The organism is Micromonospora sp. NPDC048835 (assembly GCF_040649995.1).
Taxonomy (GTDB): domain Bacteria; phylum Actinomycetota; class Actinomycetes; order Mycobacteriales; family Micromonosporaceae; genus Micromonospora.
In genome coordinates, this window is the sequence record NZ_JBEZGM010000002.1 from 270070 (window position 1) to 284726 (window position 14657).

The 14657-nt window shown below is 72.5% G+C and carries 12 protein-coding genes; 5 read left to right on the plus strand and 7 right to left on the minus strand.

Going from position 1 to position 14657, the window contains the following annotated elements; translation table 11 throughout:
• Window positions 1–27: 27 nt before the first annotated feature.
• Window positions 28–588 (plus strand): snapalysin family zinc-dependent metalloprotease, encoded by a 561-nt coding sequence (locus AB0C15_RS03735; RefSeq protein WP_357348329.1) that lies wholly within the window; start codon window positions 28–30, stop codon window positions 586–588.
• Between the two features lie 54 nt (window positions 589–642).
• On the opposite strand, the gene AB0C15_RS03740 is transcribed toward AB0C15_RS03735, so the two are convergent.
• The 5 genes from AB0C15_RS03740 to AB0C15_RS03760 all read right to left on the minus strand — a co-directional run bounded on the left by AB0C15_RS03740 (window position 643) and on the right by AB0C15_RS03760 (window position 8572).
• The gene (locus AB0C15_RS03740; protein WP_357348331.1) at window positions 643–1563 is read right to left on the minus strand and encodes a hydroxymethylglutaryl-CoA lyase; all 921 of its coding nucleotides are present in this window, start codon (window positions 1561–1563) and stop codon (window positions 643–645) included.
• Between the two features lie 204 nt (window positions 1564–1767).
• A complete protein-coding gene (locus AB0C15_RS03745; protein WP_357348333.1) occupies window positions 1768–3135 on the minus strand; it encodes a biotin carboxylase N-terminal domain-containing protein in 1368 nt (455 codons plus the stop codon).
• Between the two features lie 71 nt (window positions 3136–3206).
• Complete coding sequence (locus AB0C15_RS03750) at window positions 3207–3806, minus strand: TetR/AcrR family transcriptional regulator (protein WP_357348335.1); 600 nt, start codon at window positions 3804–3806, stop codon at window positions 3207–3209.
• A 102-nt stretch (window positions 3807–3908) separates the two neighbouring features.
• The gene (locus tag AB0C15_RS03755; RefSeq protein ID WP_357348337.1) at window positions 3909–6782 is read right to left on the minus strand and encodes a tetratricopeptide repeat protein; all 2874 of its coding nucleotides are present in this window, start codon (window positions 6780–6782) and stop codon (window positions 3909–3911) included.
• A 2-nt stretch (window positions 6783–6784) separates the two neighbouring features.
• The gene (locus tag AB0C15_RS03760) at window positions 6785–8572 is read right to left on the minus strand and encodes an HSP90 family protein (protein WP_357348339.1); all 1788 of its coding nucleotides are present in this window, start codon (window positions 8570–8572) and stop codon (window positions 6785–6787) included.
• 116 nt (window positions 8573–8688) lie between these two features.
• On the opposite strand from AB0C15_RS03760, the gene AB0C15_RS03765 reads away from it, so the two are divergent.
• A complete protein-coding gene (locus tag AB0C15_RS03765; protein ID WP_357348341.1) occupies window positions 8689–9918 on the plus strand; it encodes an MFS transporter in 1230 nt (409 codons plus the stop codon).
• On the opposite strand, the gene AB0C15_RS03770 is transcribed toward AB0C15_RS03765, so the two are convergent.
• A complete protein-coding gene (locus AB0C15_RS03770; RefSeq protein ID WP_357348343.1) occupies window positions 9915–11072 on the minus strand; it encodes an FAD-dependent oxidoreductase in 1158 nt (385 codons plus the stop codon). The two genes, AB0C15_RS03765 and AB0C15_RS03770, sit on opposite strands and share 4 nt — an antisense overlap.
• 106 nt (window positions 11073–11178) lie before the next feature.
• Here AB0C15_RS03770 and AB0C15_RS03775 point away from each other — a divergent pair, with 106 nt between their 5' ends.
• The 3 genes from AB0C15_RS03775 (at window position 11179) to AB0C15_RS03785 (ending at window position 13565) form a co-directional block, all read left to right on the plus strand.
• Window positions 11179–11760 carry a TetR family transcriptional regulator gene (locus AB0C15_RS03775; RefSeq protein ID WP_357348345.1) on the plus strand — a complete coding sequence of 194 codons (582 nt, stop codon included), beginning with the start codon at window positions 11179–11181 and terminating at the stop codon, window positions 11758–11760.
• A gap of 72 nt (window positions 11761–11832) precedes the next feature.
• Window positions 11833–12381, plus strand: a complete 549-nt coding sequence (locus AB0C15_RS03780; RefSeq protein ID WP_357348347.1) for a SigE family RNA polymerase sigma factor — start codon at window positions 11833–11835, stop codon at window positions 12379–12381.
• Entirely contained in the window at window positions 12378–13565 is a 1188-nt protein-coding gene (locus AB0C15_RS03785) for a hypothetical protein (protein WP_357348349.1), read from the plus strand. Before AB0C15_RS03780 ends, AB0C15_RS03785 begins: the two co-directional genes overlap by 4 nt.
• A gap of 130 nt (window positions 13566–13695) precedes the next feature.
• Here AB0C15_RS03785 and AB0C15_RS03790 read toward each other — a convergent pair whose 3' ends face one another.
• Window positions 13696–14598 carry a sulfurtransferase gene (locus AB0C15_RS03790; RefSeq protein WP_357348351.1) on the minus strand — a complete coding sequence of 301 codons (903 nt, stop codon included), beginning with the start codon at window positions 14596–14598 and terminating at the stop codon, window positions 13696–13698.
• Window positions 14599–14657: the final 59 nt, after the last annotated feature.

A 14657-nucleotide genomic window follows, 5' to 3' on the forward strand; every position in this document is an offset into this window, starting at 1 on the left:
CCCCCTCCTCCCGGATTGGAGTCAGCGATGACCTCACGACTCAATCGGCTCGCCGTCGCGATGCTCGCGACGGCACTCGCCACCCTCGGTGTCACGGTCGCCAACCCGTCGCCCGCGTCCGCCGCCATGACCATCTGCTACAACACCAGCCAGGCGGGCAACTACGCCGGCACCGCCAACCAGGCCGCCTCGATCTGGAACAACGCCACCGTCAACCTGACGCTCTCCGCCAACTGCGGCTCCAACCTGCGCATCTACCAGATCACCGGCGGCGGCTCGTACGCCGTGCGGACCAGCCTCGGCAACGGCCGGGTCTACATCGACACCCAGCAGGCGGCGCAGTACAGCCCGCTGCGGATCATGACGCACGAGATCGGGCACATCCTCGGCCTGCCGGACAACTACAACGGGAACTGCTCGCTGTTGATGTCCGGTGGCAGCGCCGGCACCAGCTGCACCAACCCGTACCCGAGCAGCGCCGAGGCGAACCGGGTCAGCAACCTCTTCGCCGGCACGTTCAGCGCCACCGACCGCAGCGCGGACATCTTCCGCGACAGCTGGCCGGGCGCGCTCACCCCGGTGAGCTGACGAACCTGACACAGGGAAGGGGCCGGCGCGTTCGCCGGCCCCTTCGCCGCGTCCTCAGCTCGGCAGCGGAGTCAGCCGGGTACGCGGGCCGGCCCGGAGCACACCCGACGGCAGCTTCTTACCGAGCAACTCCTCGGCCAACTCGGCCGCCTCGACCAGAGCCGCCAGGTCGATGCCGGTGTCGATGCCCATGTCGTGCAGCATGTGCACGGCCTCCTCGGTGGCCAGGTTGCCGCTGGCTCCGGGGGCGTACGGGCAGCCACCGAGGCCACCGACGCTGGCGTCGAACTCGGTCACCCCCAGCTCCAGGGCGGTCAACAGGTTGGCCAGCGCCGTACCCCTGGTGTTGTGGAAGTGCAGCAGGACCGGCACCTGCGCGTTGCGGTCGCGTACCGCGGTCAGCAGCTCGCGGACCCGGCGTGGGGTGCCCATGCCTGTGGTGTCACCGAACGCGACCCGGTCCGCGCCGTCGCGGACCACCCGGTCCACGATGCTGGCCACGCGCTTCGGGGCGATGTCCCCCTCGTACGGGCAGCCGAAGCTGGTCGCCACGATCACCTCGACCCGCGCGGACGCGCCGTGCAGCAGGTCGATCAACTCGGCGATGTCGTCCAGCGACTCGTCGGTCGACCGGTTGACGTTGCGCCGGTTGTGCGTGTCGCTCGCCGACACCACCACCTCGATCTCGGTGAAGCCGGCCGCGAGGGCGCGCTGGGCGCCCCGGGTGTTCGGCACCAGCGCGGAGTACCGCACTCCGTCGGCCTTGACCGCCCGCTGCCACACCTCGTCGGCGTCGGCCATCTGCGGAATCGCCTTCGGGTGCACGAACGACACTGCCTCGATCCGGCGTACGCCGGTGCCGGAGAGGGCGTCGAGCAGCCGGACCTTGGCATCGGTCGGGATCGGGTCCTCGTTCTGCAACCCGTCCCGTGGCCCCACCTCACGGATCGAGACGAAATCTGGCAGTTGACTCATCGGTCACCTCGCTGTGACGTCGGATCGGGACAGGGTGTTGGCCCCTTTGCTCTGCTGCCGAATATGCACCAGTCACTGTCCGTCATCCAGGACGACCGCTGGCGCGTATAGGGCAGCAGAGCAAAGGGCGGGTGAACCAGTCTGCCTTGCCAGGCCGCCAGACCGCCGGGCCGCCAAGCCACCAGACCGGCGGCGGGACGCCGGTCAGCGCATCCGGGAGACGATGCCCGTGTCGTAGGCGCCGGAGCGGAACTCCTCGTTGGTCAGCAGCTCGGCGAAGAAGGGAACGTTGTTCTTCGGACCCTCGATCTGGAAGGCGGCGACCGCATCCCGGGCGCGGTCGAGCACCTGCTCGCGGGTGTCGCCGCTGACGATCAGCTTGGCCAGCAGACTGTCGTAGAACGGGGTGACCGTGTTGCCCTCGGTGTAGCCCGAGTCCACCCGGACGCCCTCACCCGTCGGCTCCACCCACGTCCTGATCACACCCGGGCCGGGCAGGAAGCGCTTCGGGTCCTCCGCGTTGATCCGCATCTCGATGGCGTGGCCACGGGGGGTCAACGCGTCCGGGTCGAACGTCGGCGCCAACCCGGAGGCCACCCGTAGCTGCTCCTCGACCAGATCGATGCCGTAGACGTACTCGGTCACCGGGTGCTCCACCTGCAACCGCGTGTTCATCTCCAGGAAGAAGAAGTCTTCGGAACCGGGAGCAGCGCCGGCAGCGTCCCGCTGACGCGGGACCAACAGACACTCCACCGTGCCCGCGTTGCGATAGTCGACCGCCTCGCCGGCCCGCACCGCCGCGGCCAGGAGGCGGGACCGCAGCTCCGGCGAGACCGCCGGCGACGGGGACTCCTCGACAAGCTTCTGGTTGCGGCGCTGCACCGAACACTCCCGTTCGCCGAGCGCCACCACCCGACCGTCGGCCAGGCCGAGGATCTGCACCTCGACGTGTCGTACCCGGGGAAAGTACCGCTCGATCAGCACCGAGCCGTCCCCGAACATCCGCTCGGCGAACGCGCGCACCTTGTCGTACTCGGTGCGCAGCGCGGCTTCGTCGACGGCCACGCCCATGCCCATGCCGCCGCCACCGGCGGCGGCCTTGACCATCACCGGGTAGCCGATCTCGGCGGCGGCCGTGACCGCCGCGTCCAGGTCGGCGGCCGGGTCGCTGGTGCCGGGCGCGACCGGAACGCCGGCCGCCGCCATCAGGTTCCGTGCATTGATCTTGTCGCCCATCGCGGTGATCGCGTCCGCGCCGGGCCCGACCCAGATCAGGCCGCTCGACTCGACGGTACGGGCGAACTCCGCGTTCTCCGACAGGAAGCCGTACCCGGGGTGGATGGCCTGTGCACCTGTCGCCTTCGCAGCGGCGAGGATCGCCTCCGTGTTGCGGTAGCTCAGCGCCGGATTCGGTGGGCCGATCAGGACAGCCTCGTCCGCCTCGGCGACGAACGGCAGATCGGCGTCGGCCTCCGAGTGCACCGCGATCGCGCGGATCCCGAGCCGCTTGGCGGTCCGGATGATCCGGCGTGCGATCTCGCCCCGATTGGCGACAAGCAGTGACTCGATCATTTTTCCTCCCGGCGTCCGGATGGTGGGACGCCGTCAGGAAATCACGACCGACACGCTTCTGACGAGTCGGCTCAGGCGAGCAGCGCGGCCAGTGTCGCGCCGCGCAGCAGCTCGGCGCGGCGTCGCCGGTCCACCTCACCACCGAGGAACGGGGTCGAGTTCATCAGGCCGAACGCGGCGTGCGCCAGCACCCGCGCCTCGCCGTCGGGCATGCCCGGGTGCAGCGCTGTGAGCACCGTCACCCACTCCTCGACGTAGAGCCGTTGCAGGCGACGGATCCGCCGACGCGGCTCCTCGGGCAGGCGGTCAAGCTCGTGCAGGTGCAACGCGATGACCGCCGGGTTGGCCAGCGCGAACTCGACGTGGAAGTCGATAAGCGACTCCAGCACGCCGCGCGGGTCGTCCGAGCGCCCGGCGGCCCGTTCCCGCCCACCGGCCAGCAACCCCTCACTCACCGGGATCAACGCGGCGGCAAGCATGGCCTCCTTGCCGGCGAAGTGGTGGTAGAGCGCCGGACCGGTGACCCCGGCGGCCGCGCCGATGTCGTCCATCGACACGCCGTGGTAGCCACGCGCCGCGAACAGACCGACCGCGATCTCCAGGATCTCGTCCTTGCGGGACCTGCGCCGGCCCGCACCCGCCGTACCCCGTGCCTGCTGCTCCACCGTCACCGGGCAAGCCTAGACCGCGAGAGGCCCGCGTTGGTTGCCGGTCAGTTCCGTCCGCCGCCGACCGGGGCCGCCCCTGACCTGGCCAGGGGCGGCCCGCGACGGTCAGTCGTCCTCGTCCAGGTCGTGCTCCGACCGTAGTGCGGTGGCCTCCGCCGGCCGATCGAGCAGGTCCAGCACCCGCGCCAGCAGCCAGGCCGTCTGACGGACCTGCCGCGAGCCGGCCGGCATCCCACCGAGTACGCGGCGCAGCAGCGGTTCGGCCTCGGCCGGCCGTTCCAGGCGCACCAGCAGCTCACCGGCGAGGGCCTCCACCTGGGCGGCCTCACCGAACGCCTCGATCGACCGAAACCGCTCCGGCACCCCGGTGAGCCGGCCCAACGCCTCGTCCAGCCGGTCCTCCCCGATGAGCACCCGCGCGCCGGTCTCGGCCGCCAGCGCCAGCTCGTACGTCACCGCCGGTTCGGCCTGCCCGGCCAGCTTCGCCGCCAACCCGTCCACCACCGCGACGGCGCGCAACGCCGCGTCGCGGTCGTCGGCCCAGAACCAGGCGTACGCCTCCCGCCGGCGGGCACGCAGTTCGTCAAGCGGCAGGTCGCCGAGCCGGTACGCCTCAGCCGCGGCGGCGAACCGCTCGCCGGCCGCCGCGTCCCGGTCGGCGTCGTAGAGGACGCCGCCGGCCTCCTCGAGCACCTGCGCCCGGTGCGGGAGGTTGTCCGGCCCGTCCAGATTGCGGGCCAGCTGCTCCAGCAGGGCCAACGCCGGGTCGATCTCGCCAAGCCCGGCGTAGACACCGGCCAGCAGGTGTCGACAACGGTCGGCTTCCGCCTGTGCGCCCAGCCGGTCCAGACCGAGCACCGCCTCCTCGGCGACCTCGGCGGCTTCGGCGAGCCGGCCCACCACCCGGTACGCGTTCGCCAGCTCCCAACGCAGGAACGCGTCCCCCTCGGCGCCCCGCTCCACGCACAGCGTCACCGCCTCGACGAAGTCGTCCACCGCGTCGACGGCCTGCCCGGCCGAGAGCAGCGCCCGGGCGCGGGCGACCCGGATGGGCAGCTCCGCGTCCGCAGGTGCCACCGTCAACGCCTCGTCGCAGGCGGCCACGGCGTCCGCCGGATCGTCGACAAGCCGCGCGTACGCCAGGCAGGCGCCCGTGACCACCTCGTCGACGCCCAGCTCCCGACCGATCCGGCGGGCCTCGTCGACGGCGGTACGGGCCTCGTCGAACCGGTCCAGTTGCTCCAACACGTGCCCTCGGTGCAGCGCGACCCGGGCCGCCAGGTGCCGATCACCGCCCGCTTCGGCAGGTATCCGGTCCAGCGCGGCGAGGGCGTCCGCCCACCGCTCGCGGTGCAGCAGCGCCAACGCCACCCGGTCGTGTCCGGCCGCCCGCTGCTGGGTGTCGCCGAGCCGGTCCAGCACCTCGGCCGCCTCGCGGACCAGCAGCAGCCCTTCCTCGCCGTCCTCGTCGGACCGGGTCAACAGCACGCCGAGCCGCCCGGCGACCGTCTGGGCGGGCACCTCCTCGCCCGCCTCCTGGTACAGCTCCAACGCCGCCCGACTCAGCTTGACGGCACCCTCGATGTCGTCCTCGTCGCCACGCTCCGCTGCCCGCAGCGCGAGCCGGTGCGCGGATGTGCGGGCGGGCAGCTCGGCGGAGCCGAACCGATCGTCGAACGCGACGAGCGCCGCCCGGAAGGTGGCGCGGTCGTGCCGACCCCAGCTCTGCTCCGCGAGGTCCAGCAGGTCGTCCGGGCTGGCGTCGGCCGGCAGCGGCACGGCGGGTCGTCCACCCGGGTCGACTCGCGGCTGCGCGGCCCGGCCCGACTCGACGACCGGCTCGTCCCCGGCCGGACGGGTCGGGCGGGTCGCCCGGCGGCGCACGCTCGCCGACAACGGGACGTGCTCACCGCTCGCCCGCACCGCCAACCGGCGGCCGATCCACTCCGACTGGTGGGAGGTGCCGTTACGGGCGTCGAAGCGGGCGGCCAGACCGGCGGCGGTCTCGGTCAGCTCGTCCGCCAACGACGCCGCCGTCACCTCGGCCGCCGGCCGACCCTCCGCGGCCCGGCGATAGAGGGTCGACGTGCCGGCCTGGCGCAGCGCCGCCGCGGCGGTCGCCGCGAAGTGCATGGCGGCGGCCGGCGACGGCGGACGGTCCAGCCAGTCCAGGTGCCGTTCGACAAGCTCGACGGCCCGTGCCTCGTTGCCGGTGAGCGTGCAGAACTCGATGTGGTCGCCGATGTCCCACAGGTCGGCGAGGTTGCCGCGCAGCCGGCGGTACGCCTCCCGGTGCGCGTCCCGCGCGTCCTCGGCCCGGCCGCTGCGCAGGTACGGCAGGAGCAGCGCGGTGAGGATCGCCTGCGGCTGCTCGATGCAGGTGAGGCGACCGGCGAGCACCGGCTCGGCGAGCGCCACCGCCTCGGCGTCCCGCCCGGTGTCGGCGAGATAGCCCACCTGGCTCGTCGGATCACAGCCGGCGCAGTCGGAGAGTTGGTCACGGGGGGTGGTCTGCCAGAGCCGGTACCAGTGGGCTGCGGTCTCGGCGTCGCCCACATGGTCGGCGACCCGGAAACGGTGCTTGTAGACGACCTGCAGGCTGTGCCCGCCGGCCCGGTAGCGCCGCTCCATGTCGTCGAGCACCGCGTACGTGCGGTCCAGCGGGACCTCGGGGAACTTCAGCAGGCCGGAGGCCATGTACTTGAAGTGCCACAGCAACTGGTGCAGGTGGCGCTCGTGGTAGGGCTGCGGGTCCCGGTCGAACTCGGACAGGCACCAGGAGAACGTCACGAAGGACTTCGCCGGCTCACCACCGTAGATGTAGCCGATGGTGGCCTGCATCCGGCTGGCGAACGCGAGGTGCCGGTCGTCGGAGGCGTCCACCCGGCGCAGCAACTGCTCCAGGGCGGCGATCTGCCCCGCCCCGTACGGCATGTCGGTGATGCCGCGCAGCACCCGCCAGAGATCCTCGTCGGTCATGCTCACTCCCGTCCCGGGACAGCCCGGCCGAGCAGGCCGAGGAAGGAATCGTTGAGCAGCGCGGCGTCGGCCGCGCGGATCGGGTGGTGGCCGAGCAGCAGCGCCTGCCCGTACAGCGCCTCGATGGCGAGGCCGACCAGCTCCGGGTCGCTGAGCATGGCCACTCGTCGTACCAGCGGGTTGCGGTGGTTGAGCACCAACTGGGGACGGTCCGGTGGGGCGGTGGCGGCGAGCGCGTCGAGCACCCCACCCCACAGCTCGTCGGCCCGGTCCCGGCTGGCCGTCAACTGGTCGTTGAACGCCGCCGACCGGCTGACCAGGTAGAGCGCGGGCAGCGAGACCGGGTCGTACGCCCGGATGACCACCTCGCAGCCGGAACGCTCGACGGCTCGCTGCGCCGCCGCGAGGAACTGTCGCAGCGCCAACTCCACCTGCGGGTCGAGCGCTTCGAAGCGGGTGGTGAGGTCGCTCGGCTCCAACCGTTCGATGAGCACCGAGCGGTCCACCACCGGCAGCCGCTCGATCAGCTCGGTGTCGTACGTGTAGCCGGCGTTTACCACCGCCAGGTCCTGCGCGGCGGCCACCGCGGCGAGCTGACGGAACTCGTCGAGACTCGCCGCGTAGCGGACCACGCCGTAGCGCTCGCGGAACTCGGCGAGGGTGAGCGTGCCGACGTTGGTGTCCATGGGCCACCACCTGTCGACAAGTCGGAGCATCTCGTCGTCGTGCAGCGCCAGGGCCTTCACGCCGAGGTGGTGCACGCGGAGGAACTCGGCCAGCCGGTGCGGGTCGTGCCGTGCCAGCCGGACCAACCAGCCGCGCACCTGGTCGCCGAGCGCCTCTCGGGTCGCGGTCAGCAGAGTGTCCTCGTAGAGGGCCTCCCGGCTCGCGGTCGGGCGCAGCTCGGTCGCGTCCACCACGCAGTGCGCGAAGAACGCCCACTCCGGCAGCAGCCCGTCGGCGTTCTCGGTGAGCAGCATCCGCTTGAGGTAGACGCGGTGCCCGGCTCGGGCCGCCGGGTTCACCGGGGTCGGCAGGATGACGGCTACGCCGGTCAGCCCGGCCTCCGGCACGGCCAGCGGCACGACGTCGAACGGGTCCACGCCGAGCGTCTCCCGGGCGTACCGGATCAACGCCGCGCGGTCCAGCGGTGCACCCGGCGTGGTCGGCCAGGGCGGTTCCCCGGTGGTGGTGACGACATCGCCGACGCGGACGGTGACCGGCAGCAGCGCACCGAAGAGCCGGGCCAGGTCGGTCACGGTCGGGGTGGTGAACCACTGGTCCGCGTCGCGGCGGGGCACCAACGTGACGGTGGTGCCCGGTTCGGCGCGGGCCGCCTCGGGCGGGGCCACGGTCACCGCGTAGCGGCCGTCGGCGTACCCGGTCCAGCGCACGGTGGGGTGATCGCCGTGCCGGGTGAGCACCTGGATCTCGTCGGCCACCAGGAAGCAGGAGAGCAGACCGATGCCGAACTGGCCGAGGAACTCGTGCCGGGAGAAGCCCAGTTCGTCGCGCTTCGAACTGCGACCGATGGTGGCCAGCAGCTCGTGCACCTGCGCCTCGGTCAGGCCGATGCCGGTGTCGTGCACCCGCAGGGTGCCGTCGCCGGTGCGGTCCGGGGGGTCGATGCGGACCAGCGCCGGCGCGTCCGGCTCGATCCCGCGCCGGGCGGTGATCGCGTCCACCGCGTTCTGGAGCAGCTCGCGGACGTAGACCCGCGGACTGCCGTAGAGGTGATGACTGAGCAGGTCGACCACGCCACGTAGGTCGACCTGGAATGTGTGGTCCACGCCTGCTCTCTCCCCGTTCTGGTGCCGGCGCCCACCGTACCGATGATCACCGACAGGCGGGGTCCCGCTGCCGGCGGCTTGACCCTCGACCCGGTCGAGCCGGCACGGTCGCCGGCATGACCTCCTCCGCTCTGGGCCGGGACTTTCGGCTGCTGTGGTCCGCCGCCGTCGCGTCCCGGTTCGGGGACGCGCTGCGTACCCCGGCACTGGCCCTGTTGGCCGCGACCGTGACCCGCGATCCCCGGGTGATCGCGGCGGTCACCGTGGCCGGTCAGCTACCGCCGTTGCTGTTCGGCCTGCTCGGCGGGGTGTACGCGGACCGCTGGGACCGTCGGCGGACGATGGCCCTGGTGGACGGGGTACGCGCCGCGGTGGTGGCGGCGCTGGCCGTGGCGGTCGCGCTCGACCGGGTTGGTGTCCTGGTGTTGCTCGTGGTGGCGTTCCTGCTCGCCGCGCTCGGCACTCTCTTCGACTCCGCCTCGTTCGCGCTGCTTCCCACACTGGTGCCGCCGGACGCGTTGCCCCGGGCGAACGGCCGGCTCCAGGCGGGGTCGGCGGTGGCCGGTGGCTTCCTCGGGGCACCCGCCGCAGGTGTCCTGTTCGCAGTTGCCGCGGCCCTCCCGTTCGCGCTCGACGCGGTCACCTTCGCGGCGGCCGCCCTGCTCGTGCTGGCCCTCAGCCCACCTCCCGCCGTCGGCCCCGGGACGGCGCGGCGGCGCGGTTCGGTGCGGAGCGAGATGGTCGAGGGGTTGCGTTGGCTGCGGGCGCACCGGACCCTGTGGCGGGTCACCGTGCTCGCCGCCGCGAGCAACCTGGCGATCAGCGGGATCATGGCGGTGCTCGTGCTCTACGCGCTTGACGTGCTGCGGGTGCCGCCGGCCGGGTACGGGCTGTTCGCCGCCGCCGCAGTCGTCGGGGGCGTGGCGGGGGCGCTCGGGGCGGGGCGGCTCGCCGGTTGGCTCGGCACGGTGCCGGCGCTGCGCGCGGTGCTGGCCGTGGAGACCGTGGCGCTTGCCGGCTTCGCGCTGGCCCGGCATCCGGTGCCGGGCGGGGTTGCGCTCGCCGTCTTCGCCGCCGGCACCGTGGTGTGGAACAGCCTCTGCGCGTCGTACGGACAGCGGCACGTGCCGAGTGATCTGCTGGGCCGGGTTGGTGCCGCCCAGCGGATGGTCGGTCTGCTCACCGCACCGCTCGGGGCGGTGCTGGCCGGGCTGGCCGCCGGGGCGTACGGCACGGTGCCGGTGGCGGTCGCGGCGGCGGGCACGTTCGCGCTTGTCACCCTGGCCGCATGGTGGACCCTGCGGCCAGCCCGTGCCGGTGTGTCCAGCGGCAGCGGGGTGGCCTAGCTCGGCGTTCGCTCCCGGTGCGACAGCCCGGACAGGCGCAGCGCGATCCGCCGACGGGCCGGTGGCACGGCGCCGAGCAGCCGGAGCATCACGTCCCGGGCTGGTCGTCTGGCCGGTGAGACACCGGCCAGCCTGGTCAGTCCGGCGGCGAAGCTCAGCACGTCCTCGGCCATCGGCCGTTGTCGGGCCGTGTAGTCGTCGAGCAGCGTCTCCGGGCCACCGTCGAGCACGTCCGCAACGGCGGTGCCGAGCGCTACCGCGTCGCAGATGCCGAGGTTCATGCCCTGCCCACCGGCCGGGCTGTGCACGTGCCCGGCGTCGCCGGCCAGCAGCACCGGCCCGGCTCGGAAGGTGTCGGCGATCCGGTGGTGCACCCGGAACCGGGAGCCCCAGAGCACCTCGGTGATCCGGTCGGGCCGTCGCGCCGGGCCGCGTTCGTCCAGCAACGCCTGGAGGTACGCCGCGTCCGGGTCGGCCGGGGCGGTCTGCACGGCGGCGACCAACCGGACCACCCCGTCGGGGAGTGGCGCCCAGACCAGCGGCCCGGGGCGGGCGAGGAAGAGCGCCGCCTCGTCGCGGGGCAGCACGCTGCGTACCCGTACGTCGGCGAGCACGAAGGACTCCTCGTCGCTGCTGCCGGTGAAGCCGATGCCGGCCAACTGTCGCACGGTGCTGTGCAGCCCGTCCGCGCCGACGACGAACCGGGCGTGCAGCGTCGACCCGTCCACCTGGGCGAGCAGCCCGTTCCCGGCGCGGCTCAGCCCGGTGAGCTGGCGGGACCGTCGTACCTGGACACCGAGGTCGGCCAGCGCCTCGGTGAGCACGGCCTCGGTGACCGCCTGGGAGACCAGCAGCGCGTAGGGGAAGCGGGACGGCAACTCGTGGAACGGCACCGAAAGCAGCACCCGGTCCCGGTCGCGCACGGTGAAGCGCGGCGTCCGCACCGCCTGGGCGATCAGCGGCGCCGCGGCGTCGATCCGGTCCAGCACCTCCAGGGTGTACGCGTGCACGACGGCGGCGCGGGAGGTCGTCGGCGGTGCGGCCAGTCGGTCCAGCACTGTCACCTCGACCCCGCGCCGGGCCAGCGTCAGCGCGGTGGCGAGACCTGTGGGGCCGGCGCCCACCACCAGGACGTCGGTGCTCGTGGGCAGCATGGCCACCTCCAGAAGACCGTTGCCAACGCTTGTTGGCAAACACTTGTTGGCAACGGTAGGGCTCGGTCGATTGCGTGTCAACGGTTGTTGGCATACGGTCGTTGGCATGGCACCGTCCGCCCAGCCGACCCAGGCCCGTCGCTCCGACGCCACCCGTGCGGCGATCCTGCGAGCGGCTCGGGAACGGTTCGCGGCGGACGGCTACGAGCGCGCCACGATCCGGGCCATCGCCGCCGACGCCCAGATCGACCCGTCGATGGTCATGCGCTACTACGGCAGCAAGGAAGGGCTCTTCGCGGCGGCAGCCGAGTTCGACCTCCGCCTGCCCGACCTGACCTCGGTGCCACCCGCTCACCTCGGTGCGGTGCTGGTTCGGCACTTCCTCGCCCGCTGGGAGGGTGACGAGACCCTGGTCGCGCTGCTGCGGGCCGCCAGCACCAATCCCGGCGCGGCCGAACGCATGCGGGGGATCTTCGCCGACCAGCTCACCGCCGCGGTGGCCACGTTCGGCACCGACCCGGCGCTGACCGCCAGGCGAGCCGGCCTGGTGGCCAGCCAGATCCTCGGCCTCGCCTTCACCAGGTACATCGTTCGTCTGCCGCCCATGGTGGACACCACAGCGGAAGAGTTGGTCGCCTGGGTCGCACCGACCCTTCAGCGCTATCTGACCGGAACGCCACCGAGCTGACCCAACCTTTTCCCACCCCCCGTGCGTCTGCCAGTTGACGCCTACTGCGCGACGGCCGGGGAGGGGGGGCGGATGGCGCCGAAGAGGGACGACGGACGCGACGGTTACCTCGCCTTCGTGGAGAACCACCAGCACCGGCTGCTCCGCGCGGCCTACCTGATCTGCGGCAACCAACACCAGGCCGAGGACCTCCTCCAGGACGCGCTGCTCAAGTTGGCGCTGCGCTGGTCCTCGGTCCGCAACGGCGACCCCTCGGCGTACGTGCGGGCCATCCTCTACCGCGACTCGGTGTCGTGGTGGCGTCGTCGGCGGCGGGAATGGCTCAGCGCCGCTCCGCCCGATCAGGTGGCCCACGACCGGGACGGCGCTCTGCGCCTGACCATGCACGAGGCGCTGGGTCTGCTGCCACCACGGCAGCGTGCCGTGCTGGTGTTGCGCTACTACGAGGACCTGACCGAGGTCGCCACCGCCGAGGCGCTCGGGGTGACCGTCGGCACCGTGAAGAGCCAGTGCCACGCGGCACTGCGCCGACTCCGCGAGGTCGCCCCGGACCTCGCCCGCGATGCCCGACCGGGCCGAGGCTCGGCCGATCTGGCCAGCGGTCTGGAGGTGAACCCGTGAACGAGCAGGATCTGCGCCAACTGCTGACCGTCAGCGTCGAGGACGTGCTCCCCAGCCAGCCGGCCGCCGCCGGATGGGAGCGGGCTCGGCGGACCCGGCGGACCCGGCGGGCCGTCGGAGTGGTCGCCCTGGCCGTGGCACTGGTCGGCGGTGGCACGGTGGCGGCCCTACGACCGTCCGCTGCGCCGGTCCCTCCGGTGGGTCCCACGGTCACCCCGACCGCCGACCCCACCCACGGGGGCCCGGTGCAGCGGCCGCCCACCGAGCTGACCTACCCGCCCGATCCGTTGGCCCGGCTCGGCGATCCGGCCACCGTGCCGCTCTCCGAGCGACCGGTCGAGCGGGCGTTGGCGCTGTTCCAGCCGCTGGACGAGGAGGGTCGCGAGGACGGCCCGGTCCGGGTGCTCGGCGACGACGGCGTGGTGCGCAGCCTCGACGTGGTGCCGTTGGTACCCACCCGGGACGCGAGTGGCAACAAGGCAACGGCCGTCAAGCCGGGAGTGCTGTCGCCGGACGGCCGGTCGGCCGCGTTCGCGCAGACCAAGGAACTGGTCATGATCGACCTCACCACGGCTGCCGTCCGCCGGATACCGCTCGACGGTTATCTGGAGCTGGTGGTGTGGGCACACGACCGGGTGTTGGTCGGGGGCGACGACCGGACGTACGCGGTGGACCGGGTCACCGGGACCGCCAGCACGATCGACGTGCCGATCTGGGAGTTGATCGCGCCCGACCCGGCCGCCGGCCGCGAGGCCCCGTTGATCGACATGTACGGCGAGCGGACCAGCCTGAAGCTGCGCAGCCGGGCCGCACGGGACGGCAAGCTCCGCTCCGAACAGACGATCAACGCGTCGGCGCTGCCCTCGCCCTACCAGATCAACGAGTTCTACGGCCGGGGCTGGCTGCACGGCGAACGACTGGCGCGGGCGGCCTGGATCGTCAGCAGCGAGATCGACGGTGCCGAGGGGACGGCCGTGCTGGACGCCCGGACCGGCCGCGTGCTCCACCTGCTCGACCTGGGCCGGGAGCGCGGCAAGGGCTGCTGCGACGTGCTGGGCTGGGACAACAAGGGCGCGGTGCTGCTCCGACTGGAGCCGGCCGCCCTGGCGCGCTGGCATCCGGAGACCGGCGAGATCACCGGGATCATCCGCGACCTGCGCGGCGCGATCGCACTCGCGGGCTGACCACCACGCGAACGGCGTCGCCTCGACGTGGTCGACTCGGGTCCCTTGACATCGCGTGTCCGGGCGAGCGGAACGGCGGATATCAGGGACCCGAGTCGACCACCGAACGAACGCCCGGCGGCCGGGCTGGTCAGGCGGCCAGGCCGCCGGGCTGGTCGCCCTTGACCACTGGTGCCCGGACCAGATTGCCCCACTCGGTCCACGAGCCGTCGTAGTTGCGCACCTGCGGGTAGCCGAGCAGGTGCCGCAGCACGAACCAGGTGTGGCTGGACCGCTCGCCGATCCGGCAGTACGCGATCACGTCGTCGTCCGGGCTCAGCCCGAGTTGGTCGGCGTAGATCGCCTTCAGCTCGTCGGCGGACTTGAACGTGCCGTCCTCATTCGCGGCGGACTTCCACGGCTTGCTGACCGCGCCCGGGATGTGCCCGCCGCGCAGCGCGCCCTCCTGCGGGTAGTCCGGCATGTGCAGCATCTCGCCCGTGTACTCACCCGGCGACCGGACGTCGACGAGCGGCCGGCCGGACGCGACGTGCGCCATGACCTGCTCACGGAAGGCCCGCAGCGGCGCGTCGTCGCGAAGCGGCACGGGATAGTCGGCGCGCGGACGAACCGTCTTGTCGCGGGTCACCTCGCGCCCCTCGGCGATCCACTTCTGCCGGCCGCCGTCGAGCAGTCGCACGTCGGCGTGACCGAAGAGCGAGAAGACCCAGAGGGCGTACGCGGCCCACCAGTTGAAGTTGTCGCCGTAGAAGACGACGGTGTCGCCCCGGCCGATGCCCTTCGCGGCACACATCTCGGCGAAGCTCTTGGCGTCCAGGTAGTCCCGGGTCACCTGATCGTTCAGCTCCAGGTGCCAGTCGACCTTGACGGCACCGGGGATGTGACCGGACTCGTAGAGCAGCACGTCCTCGTCGGACTCGACGACGACGAGACCCTCGTCGCCCAGGTGCTCGGCCAGCCACTCGGTGGTGACCAGCCGCTGTGGGTCCGCGTACGACTGGAGGCGGGGATCGGGATCGTTCGGCACAGACATGATGCCCAAGGTACGCCGGATCGCCGTCCGCGACCGCTGTAACGGGACCGGCCCACCAC

Bases quoted from the DNA above. Each gene is read 5' to 3' on its own strand.
- AB0C15_RS03735 (WP_357348329.1), top strand. From the start codon at position 28: ATGACCTCACGACTCAATCGGCTCGCCGTCGCGATGCTCGCGACGGCA.
- AB0C15_RS03740 (WP_357348331.1), bottom strand. From the start codon at position 1,563: ATGAGTCAACTGCCAGATTTCGTCTCGATCCGTGAGGTGGGGCCACGG.
- AB0C15_RS03745 (WP_357348333.1), bottom strand. From the start codon at position 3,135: ATGATCGAGTCACTGCTTGTCGCCAATCGGGGCGAGATCGCACGCCGG.
- AB0C15_RS03755 (WP_357348337.1), bottom strand. From the start codon at position 6,782: ATGACCGACGAGGATCTCTGGCGGGTGCTGCGCGGCATCACCGACATG.
- AB0C15_RS03765 (WP_357348341.1), top strand. From the start codon at position 8,689: ATGACCTCCTCCGCTCTGGGCCGGGACTTTCGGCTGCTGTGGTCCGCC.
- AB0C15_RS03770 (WP_357348343.1), bottom strand. From the start codon at position 11,072: ATGCTGCCCACGAGCACCGACGTCCTGGTGGTGGGCGCCGGCCCCACA.
- AB0C15_RS03775 (WP_357348345.1), top strand. From the start codon at position 11,179: ATGGCACCGTCCGCCCAGCCGACCCAGGCCCGTCGCTCCGACGCCACC.
- AB0C15_RS03780 (WP_357348347.1), top strand. From the start codon at position 11,833: ATGGCGCCGAAGAGGGACGACGGACGCGACGGTTACCTCGCCTTCGTG.
- AB0C15_RS03790 (WP_357348351.1), bottom strand. From the start codon at position 14,598: ATGTCTGTGCCGAACGATCCCGATCCCCGCCTCCAGTCGTACGCGGAC.